This is a genomic window from Streptomyces sp. SID5464, assembly GCF_009862985.1.
In the GTDB taxonomy this organism is placed as follows: domain Bacteria; phylum Actinomycetota; class Actinomycetes; order Streptomycetales; family Streptomycetaceae; genus Streptomyces; species Streptomyces chartreusis_D.
The window spans coordinates 1178-20969 of sequence record NZ_WWIQ01000003.1; the positions used below are offsets into that span (position 1 = coordinate 1178).

The following is a 19792-nucleotide window of genomic DNA, read 5'->3' on the forward strand; positions in this document are numbered from 1 at the left end:
GGTGTTCGGGGTCGGGATCGGTTGCCCGGCACGCCTTCTGTCCCTGGCCGGGTCCGGGTACGGGACCGGTATCGGTCGCGGCGTACACCGTCTGTGCGGGACCAGGACCGGCACCGGGATCGGGGTCGGTTGCGACGCACGTGCCCGGTCCGGGACCGCCGCTGGCCTCGACGCGCACGCCGTGTCCAGGACCGCGGCCGGTCGGGCCGCACGCGCTCTGCCGCGGATCATGACCGGCCGCCCCGCACGCGTCCTGCCCTGGACCATGACCGGCCGCCCCGCACGCGTCCTGCCCCGGGCCACGACCCGACGCGCCGCACGCGCCCTGATCACGCCTTCGACCGGACGCCATGCCCGGGCCCCGCGTCCCCTCCCCGCCGCCCACGTCACCGCCCCTAAGGAACACGGCCATGGCTGACGAACTCGAACTGCTGCGCGGTGCCAACCCGGTGCCGTCCGACGCGCCCCACTTCGGCGACGGCCCCCTGGACCACGGCGCCGAGCGCCGACTGGAGCGGCTGCTGCGTGAGCGGCCCTCCGGACGGCTGCGGGACCGGCTGGTGCCCGGCACGGGCCGGCCCCGGCTGGCCTGGGGACTCATCGCCACGGCCGTGGTCGCCGCCCTGGCGCTGACCCTCGTACTGAGCGGCCCCAACACCACACCGGCAGCCGCCGCACCCCGCCCGCTGGTGGTACAGACCGGCTCCACACCCCTGCCCCTGGACCGGCTGGCCGAGCGCGCGGCACAGGCTGCCGTCGACGGATCTCCCCGCCTGCGCAAGGGCACGCACGTGCAGTCCTGGAGCATGGGCATGTCGGAGGACAAGCCCCCGATCACCCTGCCCGAAGAGCGCATCGTGCGCTGGCGGGCCGACGGCAGTCACACGGAACTCGTCGTGGCGACCGACCCGAGGCATCCGGGCCGCCCGGTCCTCTCCGACGCCGGCGGTGAGCCGCACCTCGTCGACGACGGGCACGTCATCAGCGACCAGACCTATCCGCCGAGCTGGAGCGACGCCCCGCCCCAGTCCCCGCCACCGCACGAGCCCGCCCGGCTGCGCGCTTACCTGACGGAGGCTCAGTACTCTGACACTCCGCTGACCACGCCCCAACTGCTGGACGCCGTCGAGGTGCTGCTCGACCACTGGACCCTCGGCGCCCGGGAGACCGCGGCGCTCGCCCGCCTCCTGGCCGGCGCCGAGGGACTGCGGCCCGTCGGCCAGGTGACCGACCGCCTCGGGCGACCCGGTCAGGCGTACGTGTACGACGGCCCCGGCGCCCACCACATGCTGGTCATGGACCCGGTCACCGGCGCCGTCCTCGGCCTGGAGAGCACCTTCTCCACCGCCGAACCCGAGTACGGCGTCAAGAAGGGCGACGTCATGTCGTACAGCGCGTGGATGCGCTGATCACGCCCCGGGCAGCCTATTCGTCCCAGGCCTGGACCAGGGTCTGTTCGGCGATCTTGCCGTCCCGCAGCGAGATCATCGACTCGGACAGGACGCGCACACCGTCCGCGTACTCGCAGCTCTCGCTGTAGGCGGCCTCGTCGCCCTGGATGACGCACCGCTCCAGCTTGTGCGTCATGTCGCGGCTGTAGACGTCTTCCAGCATCCGGCTGATCTCGTCCCGGCCGTGCAGGACCTTGGGGTGGCTGGGCTGGGTCGTGTGGTCGACGATGCGGAACTCCGCGTCGTCCGCGTAGAGCGAGAGCAGAATCTCCGGGTTCTGTCCCTCCAGAGCCTGGCGCAGTGTCTCTCTGTCGAAGGCGGGGTCTGCCGCGGTTCCCATGATGATCTCCTTCGAAGGGCCGCGACCCGGTCGGAGCGGGCCGCGAGGGGCCTCTCCTGTCGAGCCTCCTCCCGTCCGCCGGGCTAGGCAAGCGCAGCCGCACACACGCGGCCCTCGCATGCCCGCCCGCCGGCTCAGTCCGCCGCGGCCAGGAACTGGGTCGCCGCCAGCTCCGCGTAGAGCGGGTCGGCGGTCACGAGCTCGCGGTGGGTGCCGACCGCCCGGACACGGCCCGCGTCCATCACCACGATCCGGTCGGCCATCGTCACCGTGGACAGCCGGTGCGCCACCACGAGGACCGTGGTCGTACGGGCCACGTCCGCGACGGTGTCGCGCAGCGCCGCCTCGTTGACCGCGTCCAACTGCGAGGTCGCCTCGTCGAGCAGCAGCAGCCGGGGGCGGCGCAGCAGCGCCCGGGCGATGGCGACACGCTGGCGCTCACCGCCCGACAGCTTGGTGCCCCGATGCCCCACGAGTGTGTCGAGGCCGCCGGGCAGCCGGGCGACCAGGCCGTCGAGACGGGTCGTCTTGAGCACCCGCGCGAGGGCGTCGTCGTCCGCCTCCGGATTGCCCAGCAGCAGGTTGTCCCGCAGGGAGCCCGACAGGACCGGCGCGTCCTGCTCCACGTAGCCGATCGCGGCGCGCAGTTGGGGCAGCTCCCAGTCGGCGAGGTCGCGTCCGTCGAGCGTGATCACCCCGGAGTCCGGATCGTAGAACCGCTCGATCAGCGAGAAGACGGTGGTCTTGCCGGCGCCGGACGGGCCCACGAACGCCGTCATGCCCTGCGCGGGCACGGCGAACGTCACACCGTGGTGGACGTACGGCGAATCGTCGGCGTACCGGAAGCGGACATCGTCGAAGGCGAGGGCGGCGGGCCGCGCGCCGGGGGAGGGGAGCGGGGCGGCAGCGGCCGCCGGCTCGGCGGGCAGACGCAGCGCCTCCTGGATGCGGGTGAGGGCCGCGGTGCCCGTCTGGTACTGCGTGACGGCGCCGACGACCTGCTGTATCGGCGACATCAGGTAGAAGACGAACAGCAGGAACGCGACGAGCGTGCCCACGTCGACGGCGCCGGTCGCCACGCGCGCGCCACCCACGGCGAGCACCGTGATGAAGGCGATCTGCATGGCCAGTCCCGCCGTGTTGCCCGCGGCCGCCGACCACTTGGCGGCCCGCACGCTCTGCCGCCACGACTCCTGCGCCGCCTCGTGCAGTGTGCGCTCCTCCCGGTGCTCGGCACCGGACGCCTTGACCGTGCGCAGGGCGCCCAGGATCCGCTCCAGCGAGGCACCCATGACACCCACCGCGTCCTGCGCCTGCCGGCTCGCCTTGTTGATGCGCGGCACGATCACGCCGAGGATCACGCCCGCGCCCAGGATCACGGCGAGGGTGACGCCCAGCAGCACGGCGTCCACCAAGCCCATCATCACCACCGTCGCGACGAGCGTGAGACCGCCCGTGCCCAGCCCGACCAGCGAGTCGGTGGTCACCTCGCGCAGCAGGGTGGTGTCCGAGGTGATGCGGGCCATCAGGTCGCCGGGTTCGCTGCGGTCCACGGCCGTGATCCGCAGCCGCAGCAGATACGACGACAGGGCGCGCCGCGCGCCGAGCACCACCGACTCGGCGGTGCGCTGCAACACGTACGAACCCAGCGCGCCCAGCGCCGCGTTGGCCACGACCAGGGCCGACATGGCCAGCAGCGCGCCGGTGATGGCCCGGTCGTGCGCCAGATCGTCGATCAGGTCCTGCGCCACCAGCGGCAGCATCAGCCCGGTCGCCCCGGTGACCAGCGAGAGCACCGCACCGGCGAACAGGGACCGGCGGTGCGGCCGTACGTAGGCGAGGAGCAGCCGCCAGGCGGGCGTGCCGGGGTCGGTCTCTGCGATGCTCACGTCGCTCCTTCGGCGTGGGGCGGAGCTGTCAGGTTACGGGGGCCGCCGGGTGCGGTGCCCGGCGTTTTCGGGCAGCGTGTGAGCTGGTGATACGGCGCCGCGGGTGGCCGATCCGCATCCCTTGCCGATCAGTCGCGCGTAGGGTCGGAAAGGAAGGCATCCCGGCCGACGAAGGAGTCAGCATGGCGCAGGAAGTACGCGGTGTGATCGCACCCGGCAAGGACGAGCCGGTACGGATCGAGACGATCGTCGTGCCCGATCCCGGCCCGGGGGAGGCGGTCGTGCGCGTCCAGGCCTGCGGGGTGTGCCACACCGATCTGCACTACAAGCAGGGCGGCATCAGCGACGACTTCCCCTTCCTGCTCGGCCACGAGGCCGCGGGCGTGGTCGAGGCGGTCGGCGACGGCGTCACCGACGTCGCACCCGGGGACTTCGTGATCCTCAACTGGCGTGCGGTGTGCGGGACATGCCGGGCCTGTCTGCGCGGCCGGCCCTGGTACTGCTTCGACACCCACAACGCGCGGCAGAAGATGACCCTCGCCGCGACCGGTCAGGAGCTGTCCCCGGCCCTAGGCATCGGTGCCTTCGCCGAGAAGACCCTCGTCGCCGCCGGGCAGTGCACCAAGGTCGACCCGGCCGTCGCCCCGCAGGTGGCCGGGCTGCTCGGCTGCGGCGTCATGGCCGGCATCGGCGCCGCGATCAACACCGGAAACGTCGGGCGGGGCGACACGGTCGCCGTCATCGGCTGCGGCGGCGTCGGCGACGCGGCCGTCGCGGGCTCGCACCTCGCCGGAGCGGCGAAAATCATCGCCGTCGACATCGACGACCGCAAGCTTCAGACGGCCCGGACCATGGGCGCCACCCACACCGTCAACTCGCGCGAGACCGACCCGGTCGAGGCGATCCGCGAACTCACCGGCGGCTTCGGCGCCGACGTCGTCATCGAGGCCGTCGGCCGCCCGGAGACGTACAAGCAGGCCTTCTACGCCCGTGACCTCGCCGGCACGGTCGTCCTGGTCGGCGTGCCCACCCCCGAGATGAAACTCGAACTGCCGCTGCTGGACGTGTTCGGGCGCGGCGGGGCGCTGAAGTCGTCGTGGTACGGCGACTGCCTGCCCTCCCGCGACTTCCCCATGCTGATCGACCTGCACCTGCAAGGGCGCCTGGACCTCGGGGCGTTCGTCACCGAGACCATCCAGCTCGACGAGGTGGAGAAGGCGTTCGAGCGGATGCACCACGGCGACGTGCTGCGCTCGGTGGTGGTGCTGTGATGACCCCGCGCGTCGAACACCTCGTCACCTCCGGCCAGTTCAGCCTCGACGGCGGAACCTGGGACGTCGACAACAACGTCTGGATCGTCGGCGACGACCACGAGGCGATCGTCATCGACGCCGCCCACGACGCCGACGCCATCGCCCGGGCCGTCGGGGACCGCCGGCTCACGGCCATCGTGTGCACCCATGCCCACAACGACCACATCGACGCCGCCCCCGCCCTCGCCGAGCGCACCGGGGCCACCATCTGGCTGCACCATGACGACCTGCCGCTGTGGAAGCAGACCCACCCGGACCGCGAGCCCGACGCCTGGCTGGTCGACGGCCAGGTGATCGAGGCCGGCGGTGCCGACCTGAGGGTCCTGCACACCCCGGGGCACGCGCCCGGCGCGGTGTGCCTGTACGACCCCGGGCTCGCCACCGTCTTCACCGGGGACACGCTCTTCCAGGGCGGCCCCGGCGCCACCGGCCGGTCCTTCTCGCACTTCCCGACGATCATCGACTCGATCCGCGACCGCCTCCTCACGCTGCCGCCCGGGACGACGGTCCGCACCGGCCACGGAGACTCCACGACCATCGGCGCGGAAGCCCCGCACCTCCAGGAGTGGATCGCCCGGGGGCACTGACCGCGTGTCGCCGGTAAAAGGCGACAGGAGATGTCCGGCTTACCCGTAACCCTGGAGGCGACAAGCAGCCACGGTCTCGGGAGGACGGACATGTCAGCTCCGCTGAAGGGCAAGGTCGCACTGGTCGCCGGAGCGACCCGGGGCGCCGGACGGGGGATGGCGGTGGAGCTCGGCGCGGCGGGCGCGACCGTCTACGTCACCGGACGCACCACCCGCGCCCGCCGCTCGGAGTACGACCGGTCCGAGACCATCGAGGACACCGCCGACCTGGTCACCGAGGCCGGCGGGCAGGGCATCGCCGTACCCACCGACCACCTCGACCCGGTGCAGGTGCGCGCTCTGGTGGACCGGATCGCCGACGAGCAGGGCCGCCTCGACGTCCTGGTCAACGACATCTGGGGCGGTGAGAACCTCTTCGAGTGGGAGACGCCGCTCTGGGAGCACGACCTCGACAACGGCCTGCGCCTGCTCAGGCTCGCGGTCGAGACGCACGCGATCACCAGCCACCACGCCCTGCCCCTGCTGCTGCGCCACCCCGGCGGCCTGGTCGTCGAGGTCACGGACGGAACCGCCGACTACAACGCCGACAACTACCGCGTGAACTTCTTCTACGACCTCGCCAAGGCCTCCGTCCTGCGCATGGCCTTCGCCCTCGGCCACGAGCTCGGCCCGCGCGGTGCCACCGCCGTCGCCCTCACCCCCGGCTGGCTGCGCTCGGAGATGATGCTCGACCACTTCGGGGTACGGGAGGACAACTGGCGCGACGCCCTGGAGCGCGTCCCCCACTTCGCCATCTCGGAGACCCCGCGCTACGTGGGCCGGGCGGTGGCCGCGCTCGCCGCCGACCCGGACGTGGCGCGCTGGAACGGCCGGTCCCTCTCCAGTGGGGGCCTCGCCCAGGTGTACGGCTTCACCGACCTCGACGGCAGCCGTCCGGACGCCTGGCGCTACCTCGTCGAGGTGCAGGACGCGGGCGGGCCGGCCGACACGACCGGCTACCGGTGAGGCACCCGACCCCGGAACGCCTCTTGTCCGGAATGCCCGTTGTGCATCTATATGGCCTGTCACGCGCCGGTGGGAAATGTCACTGTTCCGTCGCAGCCGCGCCGACCGCACAACCGGACTCGGCGCTCGCCCGTCTAGCTGGCAGGGATCGCAGACCACCGACCACTTCCGAAAGGGCATGACCAACCATGGGGGACGTACGCAGACGGGGCGCCGTCGCACTCGGGATCACCGCACTGGTGGCCCCGCTCACACTCGCACTCGGTGCCAGTCCGGCCGCGGCGGCGAGCTGCACCACGAAGACCGGGCCGTACCAGAAGCAGGTGGAGAAGTTCCTGGGCCGTCCGGTCGACGGCAAGCAGTCCGCCGCCGACTGCAAGGCGATCCAGGCCTTCCAGACCAAGCACGGCATCTCCCCGAACGCCGGCTACGCCGGGTCCGTCACCTGGGGCGTGATGGACCTGATGCAGAAGCAGAAGGCCGTCGGGAACAACCCCAACAAGGACGGCAAGTGCCCGGTCAACAAGGGCCGGATCGCCTGCGTGAACCTGAGCCTCCAGCTGAGCTGGATCCAGGACGGCAAGAAGCTCGTCTACGGCCCCGTCCCCGTCCGCACGGGCCGCGACGGCTACGAGACCCGCACCGGCCTGAAGAAGATCTACTGGCGGGACATCGATCACGTCTCGTCGATCTACGACGTGCCGATGCCCTACAGCCAGTTCTTCGACGGCGGCCAGGCCTTCCACTCGGTCGGCGTCAGCATGTGGAACCCGCCGGGCTCGCACGGCTGCGTCAACATGACCAAGACCGACGCGAAGAAGTACTGGTCGCTGCTGAAGAAGGGCGACGACGTCTTCGTGTACGGCCGCAAGCCGGGCACCTGATCCCAGGCACCCGGCTCGCACGACGCCCCTACAGGGGCGCGTCCCCGAAGTCCGGGATCTCCAGCCGCACCCCACCCTGCCGCGCGGACTCGTGCGCGATGATGCCCGGCAGGGTGTAGCGGGCGGCCACCCACGCGTTCACCGACGGCAGGGTGCGCGTGTTGACGGCGGTCACGAAGTCGTCCACCAGGAAGTGGTGGCTGCCCTCGTGGCCGTTGTGGAGGTTGTCGAACTCCCTCGGCAGCCGCGCACGGTCGTGCACGGGAGCCGACCCGGACGTGAAGGCCGCCCGCAGCTCAGGCGCGATGTGCTGGAGCGACGGGTCGTCGGGAGACATGGTGGGCTTGGGCTCCAGCAGCTCGCTGATGTCCTTCACCCCCTGCTTGTCCTGCCACAGGGCGACCGTGGCGAGCTGCTCCATGCTCGCCTCGGTGCCGAAGAAGCGGAAGCGGGACTCCCGTATGTGCGAGGGGTAGCCCACCCGCCGGAACTCGTTCGTCCGGAACGAGCCGCCGCCCGCCACCTCGAACAGCGCGGTGGCGTTGGAGAAGTCGTTGCCGAACTGGCTGACCTCCTTGTCGAAGACACCGTCGCCCCGGTCGTCGACGACACCGATCGCCGACACGCTGACCGCGTGCGTCCTCCAGGCGCCCAGCACCCCGCCGACCGCGTGCGTCGGGTAGAGCAGCGGGGGATAGCTGGCGGTGGCCTTCCAGTTCTCGCCGCCGCTGTACTGGTAGGCCTCGTAGAACCCCAGGTCCATGTCGTGGACGTAGTCGCCCTCGGCGTAGAACAGCCGCCCGAAGGCGCCCTCGGCGATCTGGTTGCGGGCGTGGACCGTCGCCGGGTTGTACTCGCTGGTCTCGCCCATCATGTACGTCAGCCCGGTGGCCTTGACGGCGTCGATGATCGCCGCGATCTCCTCCGTGCTGATCGCCATGGGGACCGCGGAGTACACGTGCTTGCCGGCGCCCAGGCCCTGGAGCACCAGCGGCCCGTGCGTCCAGCGCTGGGTGAAGATCGCGACGGCGTCGACGTCCTCCGATTCCAGCATGGCCTGGTACGACGGGAAGGTGCCCGCCAGTCCCTGGGCGGAGGCGAGTTGCTCGGCCCTCTCGGGCAGCAGGTCGGTGACGTAGACGTCGTTGACGCCGGGGTGGGCCTGGAACAGCGTGGCGAACTGTCCCGAGAACTGTCCGGCGCCGACGATGCCGATGGAGAACGTCATGTAAGGCGTGCCCTTCACTGGTCGGGGGATCACTGAGAGAGGATCCGGTTGATCTGTTCGTTGGTCTCGTCGAGGCTGCTGACCGGCTTTCCGTTGCCGTAGATGTCCTCCATCGCCGGCGACATGAGCGCCGTCATGTCCGCCGAGTAGCTGGCGATCGGGTACGAGAAGGTCCGGAAGTTCTTCTTGTCGGCCACCGGTTCGGTGAACGACGAGACGTCGATGCCCTTCTTCCGGTACGCGGCGACGGCGGCCTCGGTCCCGGCCTTCGTCGCGGGGAAGACGACGCCGTAACGGCCGACGACCTTCTGGCACTCGTCCGAGGCCAGATACTTCACCCACTTCTTGGCGCCCGCCTTGTTCTTGGAGGCCTTGGTGACGGAGTCGGCGAGACCGTTCATCATGGTGGCGCGCCTGCCGGTCGGGCCGACCGGCGTCAGGGCGGTCTTGATGTCCCGGCCCTTGAAGCCGGCGTACGTGGAGATCATCCAGGCCCCGTCGAATGCGGTGGCGGCCTTGCCCGCCGCGACCTGGGTGTTCGCCTGGTTGGACTGCACGTTGTAGTCCGACAGCGGCGGCATGTAGCCCTTCTTCGCCAGGCCGAAGTACCACTTGATGACCGACTGGAAGGTCTTGCTGTCGTACTGGTACTTCGTGCCCCAGCGCGGCTTGTCCAGGTAGCTCCACCCGGCGGAGGCGGCGAAGTTGCTCCACTGGGTCTGGCCGTCGCCGAAGCCGCCGCCGTTGGTGGCCAGGCCGTACACCTTGACGTTGTTCTTGTCGAAGCCCGGCTCGTCGCCCCGCTTGCCGTTCCTGTCGATCGTGAGGTGGGCGATGGCCTTCTCGAAGGTGCCGCCGTCCTGCGGGTTCCACGAGAGGCTGTTCAGCTGCTCGGCGGTGAGGCCTGCCTCCTTCGTCATCTTCGAGTTGTAGAACAGCGCCACGGTGTCCCAGTCCTTGGGGGCGCCGTACCGGTGGCCGTCCTTGCCGATCCAGTTGGCGGCGAGGCCGGGCTGGTAGTCGGAGTCCTTGATGCCGAGGTCGTCGAGCGGTTCGAGGACCTTCAGGTCGGCGTACTGGCCGAAGTTCTGGATGTGGTCGGTGAAGACGTCCGGCTGGGTGCCCGCGATGAACCCGGCGGTGAGCTTGGTCCAGTAGTCGCTCCAGCCCAACTGGGTGATCCTGACGTTCAGTCCGGGGTTCTCCTTCTCGAACCCCTTGGCACAGGCCTGGTAGGCGGGCAGCTGGTTGGCGTCCCACAGCCAGTACGTGACCGTGTTCGGGGAGGACCCGGCGGCGCCTTGCTGCGCGCATCCGCTGACCAGGGACAGCGCCAGCGCTCCGGTCGCCGCGACGAGCGTACGCATACGAATTCGCATCACAGTCCCTCTACTTGATCCCGGTGAAGCCGATGGAGCTGACGATGCGGCGCGCGAAGCAGGCGAACAGCACCAGCATCGGCAGCGCGGCGATCAGCGTCGCGGCCATGAGCCCGGACCAGTCGACGCCGGTCGCCGGGGTCTGCGCCCGGAAGATCGCCAGCGCCACGGTCAGCACGCGCGAGCTGTCGCTGTAGGAGACCATCAGCGGCCAGAAGTAGTCGTTCCAGGAGGTGATGTACGTCAGCACGCCCAGCGTGACGATCGGCGTGGACGCCATCGGCAGCACCACCCGGAAGAAGATCTTGATCTTCCCGGCGCCGTCCAGCAGCGCGGCTTCCTCCACCTCCTGGGGGATGTTCATGAAGAACTGCCGCAGGAAGAACACCGCGAACGGCGTCATGAACATGGTGGGCAGTGCGATGCCGAGGAGCGTGTCCACCAGGTGCAGTTGCTTGATGAGCACGAAGTTCGGCAGCAGCGTGAAGATGGCGGGCACCATCATCCCGGCCAGGAAGAGGCCGAACACCTTGTCCCTCCCGCGCCAGCGCAGCCGGGAGAAGGCGTACGCCGCCATCGCGGAGAAGAAGATCTGACAGCCGGTGATCAGGGTGGAGACGAGCACCGAGTTGAGCAGATAGCGCCAGAAGTCGAGCCCGCCGCCCGCGCCGCCCTGCGCGACGGCCTCCTCGGCCGACTGCATGCCCAGGGCCCGTTCGAAGCCGCTCGTGGTGAGGTCCACGGGCAGGGGGTTGGTCGGATCCGCGTTGAGTCCCGCGTTGGTGGACAGCGCGGTGCGCAGGATCCAGTAGAACGGCAGCAGGGTGATGAGGACGATCAGCCCCATCACGGTCCAGGCGGCGGCCCGCCCGAAGGGGAACCTGCGCCGGACCGGTCGCAGGGTCGGTGTCGTTGTCGTCACGGCAGCCATTGCGGTGTCTCCCTCTCCTCAGCCGAGGTCGGTCCGGCCGGCCCGGGTGAGCCGGTACTGGAGGACGGTGATCGCGCTCAGCACGACCAGCAGGGCGACGGACATGGCCGAGGCGTAACCGAACTGGAAGCGCCCGAAGGCGGAGCCGTAGATGTAGTACTGGAGCACGTTGGTCGCGTTCGCAGGGCCGCCCGCGGTGGTCACGGCCACGGTGTCGAACACCTGGAACGACCCGATCACGGTCATGATCAGCACGACCGCGAGCACCGGCCGCAGCAGCGGCATGGTGATCCGCCAGAACATCCGCCACTCGCTCGCGCCGTCCACCCGGGCCGCCTCGTACATGTCGCCCGGGATCGCCTGGAGACCGGCGAACAGCAGCAGCGCGGTGTACCCGACGTGCCGCCACACGTTGATGAGCGCGATCGTCGGGATCGCCCACGTCTCGTCGGCGAGGAACGGGATGCGGTCGACGCCGACGGCGCTGATGATCTCGTTGCCGATGCCGAGCTGGGTGTCGAGGATCCAGAGCCAGACGAGGCCGGCGACGACGTTCGACATCAGGTACGGCGTGAGCACGATGCCGCGCAGCATCGCCGACTGCGTCAGCCGCTGGAGGAGGACGGCGATGGCGAGCGCCGCGACCGTCTGCACACCGATGTTGATGACGACGTACTCGACGGTGACCCACAGGGAGTCCCAGAAGATGGGGTCGTTGACCATGCGGACGTAGTTGTCCAGGCCCACCCACTCCGCCGGCGTCAGCAGGTTGAAGCGGGTGAAGCTCAGGTAGATGCCCCGGAGCGTCGGCCAGAGCAGGAAGACCACGAAGCCGAGCAGCGCCGGCGCGATGAAGACCGCGGCCAGTCGTCCGTCACCCCGGTTCTCGCCCACCTCGTTCCGTCGTGTCCTGGTCTTGCTGCGGGCCTCCGCCGCGCCGCCCACGGGCAGACGCGACGGAGGGCTGCTGGAGGCGATGGTCATCGGGAGACTCCCTCGCTGCGGCGGCTCGTCCTCTGGCGGGACTTACTTTTGGCGCGAAACAATTGCTGCGTCAAGAGGGGTGCAAACATCTTTTCGCAGGAACCACCATCGTCTTAGAGTGGTCATGTTGGTTTCAGCGCGAAAGAAAAGGGCGAGGGGAGTCGCACCGACATGACCGCAGGCATCGCCAGCTGGCCGCCGCTGAGCCCGGGTGAGCGCTCGGTGGCGATCGAGGTGCTCGTGCACGGCCCGCTGTCGCGCACCGAACTCGCCCGCAGGCTGGGGCTGTCGGCCGGCAGCCTCACCCGGCTGACGAAGCCGCTGATCGAGTCCGGCCTGCTGATCGAGGTGGCCGAGGCGGGGGTGCCGGCGGAGGCGCGTCAGGGTCGCCCCTCGACACCGCTGGACGTCGTCGCCGACTCCTGGTCCTTTCTCGGCTTCAAGATCACCGAGGACACCGTCTACGGCGTCGTCACCACGCTCAGAAGCGACATCGTCGCCCGCCACGACCGTTCGCTCACCACCCACGACCCGGCCGAAGTCGCCGATGTGCTCGGGGAGATGACCGCCGAGCTGATCCGCGACCACCCCCGGCTCGCCGGGATCGGCATCGGGGTCGGCGGTTTCGTCCAGGACCGCGCCGTCGTCGGCGAGTCCCCCTTCCTGCTGTGGCGGGACGTCCCCCTGGCCGAACTCGTCGAGGAGCGCACCGGGCTGCCCGTGGTCGTGGAGAACGACGTCGCCGCCCTGGTCGAGGCCGAGACCTGGTTCGGTGCCGGACGCGGCCTGGACCGCTTCGTCGTCCTCACCATCGGCGCCGGCATCGGCTACGGACTGGTCCTGGGCGGCAAGCGGGTGCCCTGCGCCGAGGAGGACCGCGGCTTCGGCCGCCACTGGATCGTGGACCCGAGCGGTCCGCTCACCCCGGACGGCCGGCGCGGCAGTGCCGTCTCGCTGCTGACCATCCCCAACATCCGCTACCAGGTCCAGGCCGCCACCGGCCGCGACCGGACGTACGAGGAGATCCTCGCGGCCGCCGCCGCCGGGGACCCGATGCCCGCCCGGGTCGTCGACGAGGCGGCCCGGGCGCTGGGCACGCTCGTCGCGCAGATCTCCAACTTCGTGATGCCGCAGAAGATCCTGCTCGCGGGGGAGGGGGTCGGGCTCATGGACGTGGCCGGCAAGGCGGTCGAGGACACCGTCCGCGACAACCGGCACCCCCTGGCCGCCCCGGTCGAACTGGAGACGAGGGTGTCCGATTTTCACGACTGGGCGCGCGGCGCGGCCGTCCTGGCCATCAAGGTGCTGGTGCTGGGATCGGCCGAAGCGTGAACAGGCTCACGTTTACTGGGAGATGGACGTGATCAGCAACACTGTCCGGAATGACCGTTTAGCTCACGATTACTCACATCGTCTTCACCTCCGGCGACGTATGCTTCACAGCATGTCCACCACTGTTGAATCCTCTTCCCAGCGAACGGCTGACGAGGTCAACGAGGAGATCCGGGCCCTGTGGCGCCGGTCGGGCGGGACACTGAGCGTCGAGCAGCGCGAGGAGTACCAGCGGCTCGTCCTGGAGTGGGCCGCCGCGGTCCCGCGGTCCGCCTCGGCTGCCTGAGCGTCAGCCAGGTCCGCTGACGCATCGGACCCTCGTCCCGGGGCACCCCTGATCGAATGGGTGCCCTTCTCGCACTTGCCTCGGCCGTCTGCTACGGCGTCGTCGACTTCGCCGGCGGCCTGTTGTCCCGGCACATCCACCACGCCGCCGTCACCTTCCTCGGCCAGCTCGGCGGGCTGCTGCTCGCCTGTGCCGCCGCGCTCCTCGTGCCCGCCGGCGCCGTCCACACCGCCGACCTGCTGTGGGGCGCGCTGTCCGGCGTCGGCAGCGGCGTCGCCATGCGGTTCCTCAACCGCGGGCTGAGCCGCGGTGCGATGAGCGTCGTCGTGCCCGTGAGCGCCGTCACCGGTGTCGCGCTGTCGGTGCTGTGCGGGGTACTCGTCCTCGGCGACCGTCCGGGGGCCGTGGCCTGGCTGGGCATCGCCGTGACCGTCCCCGCGCTGTGGTTCGTCTCCGGAGGCAGGGGCGGCGCGGGCAGGGGGACGACGGACGGACTGCTCGCCAGTGCGGGCGTGGCCGTGCAGTACCTCGCCCTCGGGCAGGCGGATCCCGCGAGCGGTCTGTGGCCCGTCGCCGCGGGCCGGGTCGCCGCGGTCCTCGTCCTCCTGCCGGACGCCGCCCGCCACGCCCGCCGGCTGAGGCTGCCGCCGGGCCGCTGCCTCCAGGCCCTCCTCATCGGGGCCGGCGCGGCCCTCGGCCTCGTGCTCTACCTCCTCGCCGCGCAGCGCCAGTTGCTCGCTGTCGCCGTCGTCCTCGCGTCCCTCTACCCGGCCCTGCCCGTCATCCTCGGCCTCGCCCTGCTGCACGAGCGGATCAGCCGGCGTCAGGCGCTGGGGCTGCTGGGGGCGGGGGTGGCGACGGTGCTGCTCACCCTGGGGTGAGGCAGGCAGCCGGTCAGCGGCTCACGAGGTCACCAGTTCCGGGGCGAACACGGAGATCCGGTCGGTGACGTCGTCGAGCACCCGGCGCCTGTGCTGCGGTGACTCCCCGGGCGTACCGATGTACAGCCATCCCAGCAGACGCTCGTCCTGCCGCAGGCCGAGGAGCCGGCGGACCTGCGCGGACTCGGTGAACTTGCCGGTGCGCCAGATGCTCCCGAAGCCCCGGGCGTGCAGCAGGAGCATCAGGGAACTGGTCATGGCGCTGGTGGCGGCCAGTTGTTCCCACTCGGGGATGCGGTGACCGGTGGCCGGGGCGAACACCAGTGTGGCGAGGAGCGGTGCCCGGCGCGCCTTGGCCTCGGTACGGTCCGGCCGGGACCCGGGCGCGGCGCAGTCGTCGGCGAAGCAGCGGCCCAGCGCCGCGCGTCCCTCGCCGCGTACCAGGATCCACCGCCAGGGGCGGAGCTTGCCGTGGTCGGGCGCCGTGGCGGCCGCCCGCAGCAGGTAGGCGAACTCCTCGTCGTTCGGGGCGGGTTCGGCAAGGACGTGTTCACTGCGGCGGGTCAGTACGGCCGTCATGACGTCCATTGACACTCCTCTTCGTTTCCGGAAGGGGACGGACATTCGGGGGGCTGGTGCGGTACTCGGTGTAGGAGCGCAGCCTGAGCCGCTCCAGCCACCCGTCTCCGGCGACGGCGTAGGTGAGCACCGGGTAGTGCCAGGTGCGCAGGTCCGTCAGGGTCTCGTGGAGCGCCCAGCGTGTCCACTGCCGGGCCGGGTCCTGCTGGTGGTCCTCTTCTTGGGCCGCGTCCTGGTGCACCAGTTCGGCCGCCAGTCCACCGAGAGGCATGGTCCGTCGGCGTCCGACCAGAGGCTGGAAGAGCTCGTCCACGTGGACCTCCGTCCGGCAGGAGCCGAGGGACTCCAGCCAGTCGGTGTCGAAGAACACCTGGCTGGAGCCGCAGGCGAGCCCGCGGTAGGCGTGCTCGCGGGCCAGGATCGTGCTCCGGGCCGCCGTCGTCCGTGGCAGGGCCATCCCGGCGGCCCGCTCCAGGACGAGGATCTTGGGGGCGATGACCTGGTCCCGGGCCGGTCGCGTCGCCCGGGTCAGGTCGGCGCGCACACCGTCGGAGAGCCCGACCGTGTAGTAGGGGAGCGGGTGGTCGGTGTCGATCGGCCTGCTGCCCTGGATCGCCGCTGCCGTGTTGTAGACGTCGACGGCCTCGGGGTCGCCGTCGAGGAAGCGGGGCAGCAGCCGGCCCCCGTCGGGCGGGATCAGATCGCGGGCCGCGGACAGGACGGGGGCGTCGCTGTCCACGAGCTCCAGGCCGCGGCGCAGGCACTGCCGGAAGTAGTCCAGCAGGCTGCCCTCCGGCCGGGGTTCCGGCATGAGGTGGCGCAGTCTGCGCAGGGCCGGCTCGTGGTCCCGGGGCCGGGCCAGGGTCCGCAGGACGGCTTGTTCGTGCTTGGCGATGATGTCGCGCAAACCGGCCGCCGCGTCCCGCATGGGCACGGCGGTGATCGCCCGGTCCGGTCCCGCCAGGCTCCACATTCCGTGCCTGCGGGAGGTCTCACGGACGAGCCGTTCGACGGTCGTGGAACGGTGCCGGGCCAGCACGGCGAGCGGCACCCTGCGGTCCAGCGCCGTGTAGTCCGCGCGCGCGAGGTTCGCGAAGAGCAGTCCGTCGGGACAGAAGGCGCCCAGGGGACGGCAGTTGGTCCAGCCCTTCTTGCTCAGCACTTCTTTGCGTACGGCGTGGAAATCCGGCCGCTGCTCCTTGCCGCGGGCGACCCCGGCGTTGTCGATGTCGTCGATGACATACGTCCCGGCACCGCGGAACGCGAAGGCGATCGCCAGCGCGATCGTCCACGGGCTCTGGTACAGGGCGAGCGGGGGAACCTCCGAAGGCGTGACGTCGGCCGGTGCCAGTCCGGCGAGAGGGCCCGTTCGAGGGGCGGTCGGAGTCGTGCTCATGTGCCGCCCTCGTCCTCCGGCCGCGCGGGGAAGCGGAAGCCGGCGCCGACCCCGTCCCGCAGCGCTGCCTGATAGGCGGCCCAGGAGAGCGCGAGATCCTGCCAGGGCAGACCGACCGGGGTGTAGACGGTCACCTGCCCGGCCTCGGTGCGCACCGGGACGGTCCCGTCGATGATCCGGCCCAGGACGGCTGCGGCGTCCTCCCGGCCGAGGCCCGCAGTGCCCAGTGCGCCGGACGTCATGGCCAGGTCGAGGTCGTCCACGATCACGCGCGCGTGCCGCAGCAGCCGGGCGTCTAGTTCCGCCTTGCCCGGTTCGTCCGCTCCCAGCGAGGTGATGTGCGAGCCCGGCCGGACATCCGGCAGGTGCAGCAGCGGGCGGCGGGACCAGGTCGCGGTGACGACGCTGTCGCATGTGCGGGCGACCTCTCGCGCACTGCCGACGACCTGGCATGCGAGTCCGGCGCGTCGCCAGGATCCGGCCATCCGGTGAGCCCGTCCGGCGTCGGCATCGTGGACGACGACCCGCTCGACCGTGCGCAACCGGGTCAGCCCGCGCAGCGTCATGTCCGCCTGGGCTCCGGCGCCGACGATCCCCACGGCGCGTGCATCGGCCGGGCTGAGCAGGTCGGTGGCCAGTGCCGCCGACAGCCCGGTCCGCCACGCGGTCACGAAGGCGGAGTCCAGCAGCGCGAGCAACTCCCCGGTCTCCAGGTCGTGGAGACAGACGATGCCGGAGATCGCCGGGACGGCGCCGGGGAACTTGGCGTTCACCTTGACCGTGTACGCGGGGACGCCCGGCAGGAGCCCCGGCAGCAGAACGGCGATGCTTCCGGCGGAGGCCGGCAGGCTCTGGCGCACGCGCTGCGGGGTCGTCCGCGTGCCGAGGGCCGCGACAAAGCCCTGGCGCAGCGCTCGCAGCATGTCCTGCGGTGTCACCACCCGCTGAAGCTCGGTGGCGCCGAGCAGTACGGTCATGAGGCGCCCTTTCCCGAGACGCTTCGCGTCACGGCGTATCCGGCGACCAGGGCGCCCAGAACGGTGGAGACGAGACCGGCGAGCAGCAGCGCCGTGTCGACACCGAGGAACCGGTTGAGCACCACCGCCGAGACGGCGCTGCCGAGGAACGCTCCTCCGTAGGCGATGGAACGGCATGTCCCGGCCACGCGTCCCAGCAACTCTCCGGGCACGAGGGTCTGGCGCATGGCACGCCAGTACACGGTGTACAGCACCGTTCCGGTGGCCCAGGCGATCTGCGCGGCGACGACGGCCGCCAGCGAGGTGAGGACTCCCAGGCCGGCCACGGCCACACCCTGGAGCGCCACGGACAGCCCCATGACCACGAGGTGGCCACGGCTGGGCGCCTTCCAGGAGAGCAGGAGCGCGACGGCGACGGACGTCACTCCCGACGCCGCGAACACGAGCCCCACGGTGCCGGCTCCCAGATCGAGGCCGTGCCGCATGCGGTAGACCACCATGGGTTCGTACGCGCCGAACACGAAGTTGACCACGGTGCTCATGAGGACGCCGATGCGCACGGCGGTGTTGCCGGTGACGAGGTACCGCAACCCGGTGGTCAGATCGTGCCACTGGCTCGCCGGGCCCCCGCGGGTGCGCTCCCGGGGGATCGTCGGTGAGGTGATGCGGTGGAGCAGCAGATAGGCCACGGCGAAGGAGACGCTGTTGAACAACACGGCTTGTTCGGGGGCCAGATGACTGACGGCGAATCCCGCCACCGCCGGCCCCAGGACCACGCAGGCCGTCCGGGACGCCTCTGTGGCGGCGTTCGCGCGGGGCAGCATGTCGTGCGGAACGAAGTGGGGCAGTGCACTGTCGAAGCTCGCCGCGGCCACCGGGGCCGTGAGGCCCAGCAGGACGGCGATGGTGGCCAGCCCCGCGACACTGACGTCCGTGGCGGCGAACACCGCGTACGCCAGCAACAGCGCCAGCGCCGAGCACAGGTAACACAGCCGAAGCAGCTTGACACGGTCCTGGCGGTCCGCCAGCACGCCGCCCCAGACGCCCATGAAGACCTGCGGGAGCAGGGCACAGGCGTAGACGAGGCTCATGGCCGCGGCTGTCCCGCCCACCTGGTAGACGATCAGCGGCACGGCGAGAACGTAGAACTCGTCCCCGGCGACATTGACCGTGTACGCGGTCCAGAGGCGGGCGAACCGGCCTGCCGGAGCGGCGGCCGGCGGACGCGACTTCGGGATCGGCTGGGTCGTCACAGGCTGAAGTAGTCGACCTTCAGACGAGGGATGTAGTTGGACACGTCCGAGTAGTACAGGATGATCCCGTCGTTGTACTGGTCGAACGAGTGCTTGAGGTCGTGGAGGTTGTTGACCGCGCGGTGCGCCTGCTCCGCGGGGATGTACTTGCGTCCCTCCAGGGCCTCCTCGAGGAGGCCGGTGTGATTCGCCTCGACGTCCGTCCTGACGTGGGAGACCAGGGGCTCCAGGCAGTCCTTCGGGTAGCCGTAGGCCTCGGCCAGCCGTTGCAGGGTCTCGGCGCCTTCGAGGGTCTCGGTGCCACGGGCCTCGAAGAGCTTCGTGCACGCCAGGTACCCGAGGGTGTCCTCGCGCGCGATCTCGCAGAGGTTGTTGGTCCACGACCAGGTGCCGATGATGGGGTGGGCGTTCTCCACCTCTTCCTTCGACAGGCCCATACGGATGAGGCTGTCCCGGGCCATCCAGGCGTGGTCGTATTCCTCGGCGAGATACTCCGAGAGCAGCCTTTTCCACTGCGGGTCCGTGCAGTGGGCGATGGCCGTGGAGATATGGCGGCTCGCTGAATTTATGTAGTGGTACGTTTCCAGGATGAGACCCAGGAAAACCTCCTTCCGGTATTCCTGGTTCTCCAGCCCGGACCACAGGCGGTGGTAGCCGATCTGCTCGGTCCACATCGCCGTGGACTTGTCGATCTGCTTCAGGAACACATCGACGGGAATGTTCTCGAGTTCCGGGTTTTCCTCACGCAGCAGACCCTGCTCCGCGAAGGCGTCGACTATCCCGGCCACGTCCTGCGGGCTGACGTCCGTGATTTCCGCGATCTGCTGGATCGTGTGCCGGCCGTCCAGGTAGCGCTTGAGGTTGAGGAAGTCCTTGAGCTGGGCACCGTGCTGCTCCAGCTGGAAGTGCTGGTCCCCGACGATCATGAGCACGTCATCCCCGTTGTTGGGGACGAAGAAGGTGCAGTGCCTGAGGCGCGGACGGTATTCGGGGTCATGCTTCAGCATGCGGTGATCCTTTCGTCGCGAAACGGAGGGGAGGCGCCAATGCGCCTCCCCTCCATTACTGATGAGCGTCAGCCACAGAGGACGGCACCA

The 19792-nt window shown here is 70.4% G+C and carries 19 protein-coding genes; 8 read left to right on the plus strand and 11 right to left on the minus strand.

What is annotated here, in order from left to right; all coding sequences use genetic code 11:
• The first annotated feature begins 410 nt into the window (after positions 1 to 410).
• A complete protein-coding gene (locus GTY47_RS02220) occupies positions 411 to 1409 on the plus strand; it encodes a CU044_5270 family protein (RefSeq protein ID WP_010037961.1) in 999 nt (332 codons plus the stop codon).
• Between the two features lie 16 nt (positions 1410 to 1425).
• Here GTY47_RS02220 and GTY47_RS02225 read toward each other — a convergent pair whose 3' ends face one another.
• Together GTY47_RS02225 and GTY47_RS02230 are read right to left on the minus strand one after the other, a co-directional pair.
• Positions 1426 to 1791, minus strand: a complete 366-nt coding sequence (locus GTY47_RS02225) for a nuclear transport factor 2 family protein (protein WP_010037963.1) — start codon at positions 1789 to 1791, stop codon at positions 1426 to 1428.
• Positions 1792 to 1925: 134 nt separating this feature from the next.
• The gene (locus GTY47_RS02230; RefSeq protein WP_010037964.1) at positions 1926 to 3680 is read right to left on the minus strand and encodes an ABC transporter ATP-binding protein; all 1755 of its coding nucleotides are present in this window, start codon (positions 3678 to 3680) and stop codon (positions 1926 to 1928) included.
• A 182-nt stretch (positions 3681 to 3862) separates the two neighbouring features.
• Between GTY47_RS02230 and GTY47_RS02235 the strand changes: the two genes are divergently transcribed.
• The 4 genes from GTY47_RS02235 to GTY47_RS02250 all read left to right on the plus strand — a co-directional run bounded on the left by GTY47_RS02235 (position 3863) and on the right by GTY47_RS02250 (position 7469).
• A complete protein-coding gene (locus GTY47_RS02235) occupies positions 3863 to 4951 on the plus strand; it encodes an S-(hydroxymethyl)mycothiol dehydrogenase (protein WP_010037966.1) in 1089 nt (362 codons plus the stop codon).
• A complete protein-coding gene (locus GTY47_RS02240; protein WP_010037968.1) occupies positions 4951 to 5580 on the plus strand; it encodes an MBL fold metallo-hydrolase in 630 nt (209 codons plus the stop codon). The genes GTY47_RS02235 and GTY47_RS02240 overlap by 1 nt, the downstream gene beginning before the upstream one ends.
• 90 nt (positions 5581 to 5670) lie before the next feature.
• Positions 5671 to 6585: an SDR family oxidoreductase gene (locus GTY47_RS02245; RefSeq protein WP_010037970.1), complete on the plus strand. Its 915-nt coding sequence runs from the start codon at positions 5671 to 5673 to the stop codon at positions 6583 to 6585.
• Between the two features lie 188 nt (positions 6586 to 6773).
• Positions 6774 to 7469: a L,D-transpeptidase gene (locus GTY47_RS02250; RefSeq protein WP_010037972.1), complete on the plus strand. Its 696-nt coding sequence runs from the start codon at positions 6774 to 6776 to the stop codon at positions 7467 to 7469.
• Between the two features lie 28 nt (positions 7470 to 7497).
• Here GTY47_RS02250 and GTY47_RS02255 read toward each other — a convergent pair whose 3' ends face one another.
• From GTY47_RS02255 to GTY47_RS02270, 4 genes are read right to left on the minus strand one after another with little or no spacing between them, the layout of a single operon-like run.
• A complete protein-coding gene (locus GTY47_RS02255) occupies positions 7498 to 8697 on the minus strand; it encodes a Gfo/Idh/MocA family oxidoreductase (RefSeq protein WP_010037975.1) in 1200 nt (399 codons plus the stop codon).
• Positions 8698 to 8726: 29 nt separating this feature from the next.
• Positions 8727 to 10070 (minus strand): sugar ABC transporter substrate-binding protein, encoded by a 1344-nt coding sequence (locus GTY47_RS02260; RefSeq protein ID WP_029181041.1) that lies wholly within the window; start codon positions 10068 to 10070, stop codon positions 8727 to 8729.
• 16 nt (positions 10071 to 10086) lie between these two features.
• Positions 10087 to 11007 (minus strand): carbohydrate ABC transporter permease, encoded by a 921-nt coding sequence (locus tag GTY47_RS02265; RefSeq protein ID WP_010037979.1) that lies wholly within the window; start codon positions 11005 to 11007, stop codon positions 10087 to 10089.
• An 18-nt stretch (positions 11008 to 11025) separates the two neighbouring features.
• A complete protein-coding gene (locus GTY47_RS02270; RefSeq protein ID WP_010037982.1) occupies positions 11026 to 11991 on the minus strand; it encodes a sugar ABC transporter permease in 966 nt (321 codons plus the stop codon).
• Between the two features lie 171 nt (positions 11992 to 12162).
• On the opposite strand from GTY47_RS02270, the gene GTY47_RS02275 reads away from it, so the two are divergent.
• The 3 genes from GTY47_RS02275 to GTY47_RS02285 all read left to right on the plus strand — a co-directional run bounded on the left by GTY47_RS02275 (position 12163) and on the right by GTY47_RS02285 (position 14490).
• Positions 12163 to 13323, plus strand: a complete 1161-nt coding sequence (locus GTY47_RS02275) for an ROK family transcriptional regulator (RefSeq protein WP_010037985.1) — start codon at positions 12163 to 12165, stop codon at positions 13321 to 13323.
• 100 nt (positions 13324 to 13423) lie between these two features.
• On the plus strand, positions 13424 to 13609 hold the full coding sequence (locus tag GTY47_RS02280; RefSeq protein WP_010037986.1) for a hypothetical protein: 186 nt from the start codon (positions 13424 to 13426) through the stop codon (positions 13607 to 13609).
• Positions 13610 to 13665: 56 nt separating this feature from the next.
• Positions 13666 to 14490 (plus strand): EamA family transporter, encoded by an 825-nt coding sequence (locus GTY47_RS02285; protein ID WP_010037987.1) that lies wholly within the window; start codon positions 13666 to 13668, stop codon positions 14488 to 14490.
• Positions 14491 to 14511: 21 nt separating this feature from the next.
• Here the strand turns inward: GTY47_RS02285 and GTY47_RS02290 are convergent, their stop codons facing one another.
• The 5 genes from GTY47_RS02290 to GTY47_RS02310 are packed head-to-tail and all read right to left on the minus strand — an operon-like array spanning position 14512 to position 19702.
• Positions 14512 to 15078, minus strand: coding sequence for a nitroreductase (locus tag GTY47_RS02290; RefSeq protein WP_010037988.1), 567 nt, complete (start codon positions 15076 to 15078; stop codon positions 14512 to 14514).
• Entirely contained in the window at positions 15041 to 16465 is a 1425-nt protein-coding gene (locus GTY47_RS02295) for a hypothetical protein (protein WP_010037989.1), read from the minus strand. Before GTY47_RS02295 ends, GTY47_RS02290 begins: the two co-directional genes overlap by 38 nt.
• The gene (locus GTY47_RS02300; RefSeq protein ID WP_010037990.1) at positions 16462 to 17442 is read right to left on the minus strand and encodes an ornithine cyclodeaminase family protein; all 981 of its coding nucleotides are present in this window, start codon (positions 17440 to 17442) and stop codon (positions 16462 to 16464) included. The genes GTY47_RS02295 and GTY47_RS02300 overlap by 4 nt, the downstream gene beginning before the upstream one ends.
• Positions 17439 to 18695, minus strand: a complete 1257-nt coding sequence (locus tag GTY47_RS02305; RefSeq protein WP_010037991.1) for an MFS transporter — start codon at positions 18693 to 18695, stop codon at positions 17439 to 17441. Before GTY47_RS02305 ends, GTY47_RS02300 begins: the two co-directional genes overlap by 4 nt.
• Positions 18692 to 19702, minus strand: a complete 1011-nt coding sequence (locus GTY47_RS02310; protein WP_010037992.1) for an iron-containing redox enzyme family protein — start codon at positions 19700 to 19702, stop codon at positions 18692 to 18694. Before GTY47_RS02310 ends, GTY47_RS02305 begins: the two co-directional genes overlap by 4 nt.
• Between the last annotated feature and the right edge of the window lie 90 nt (positions 19703 to 19792).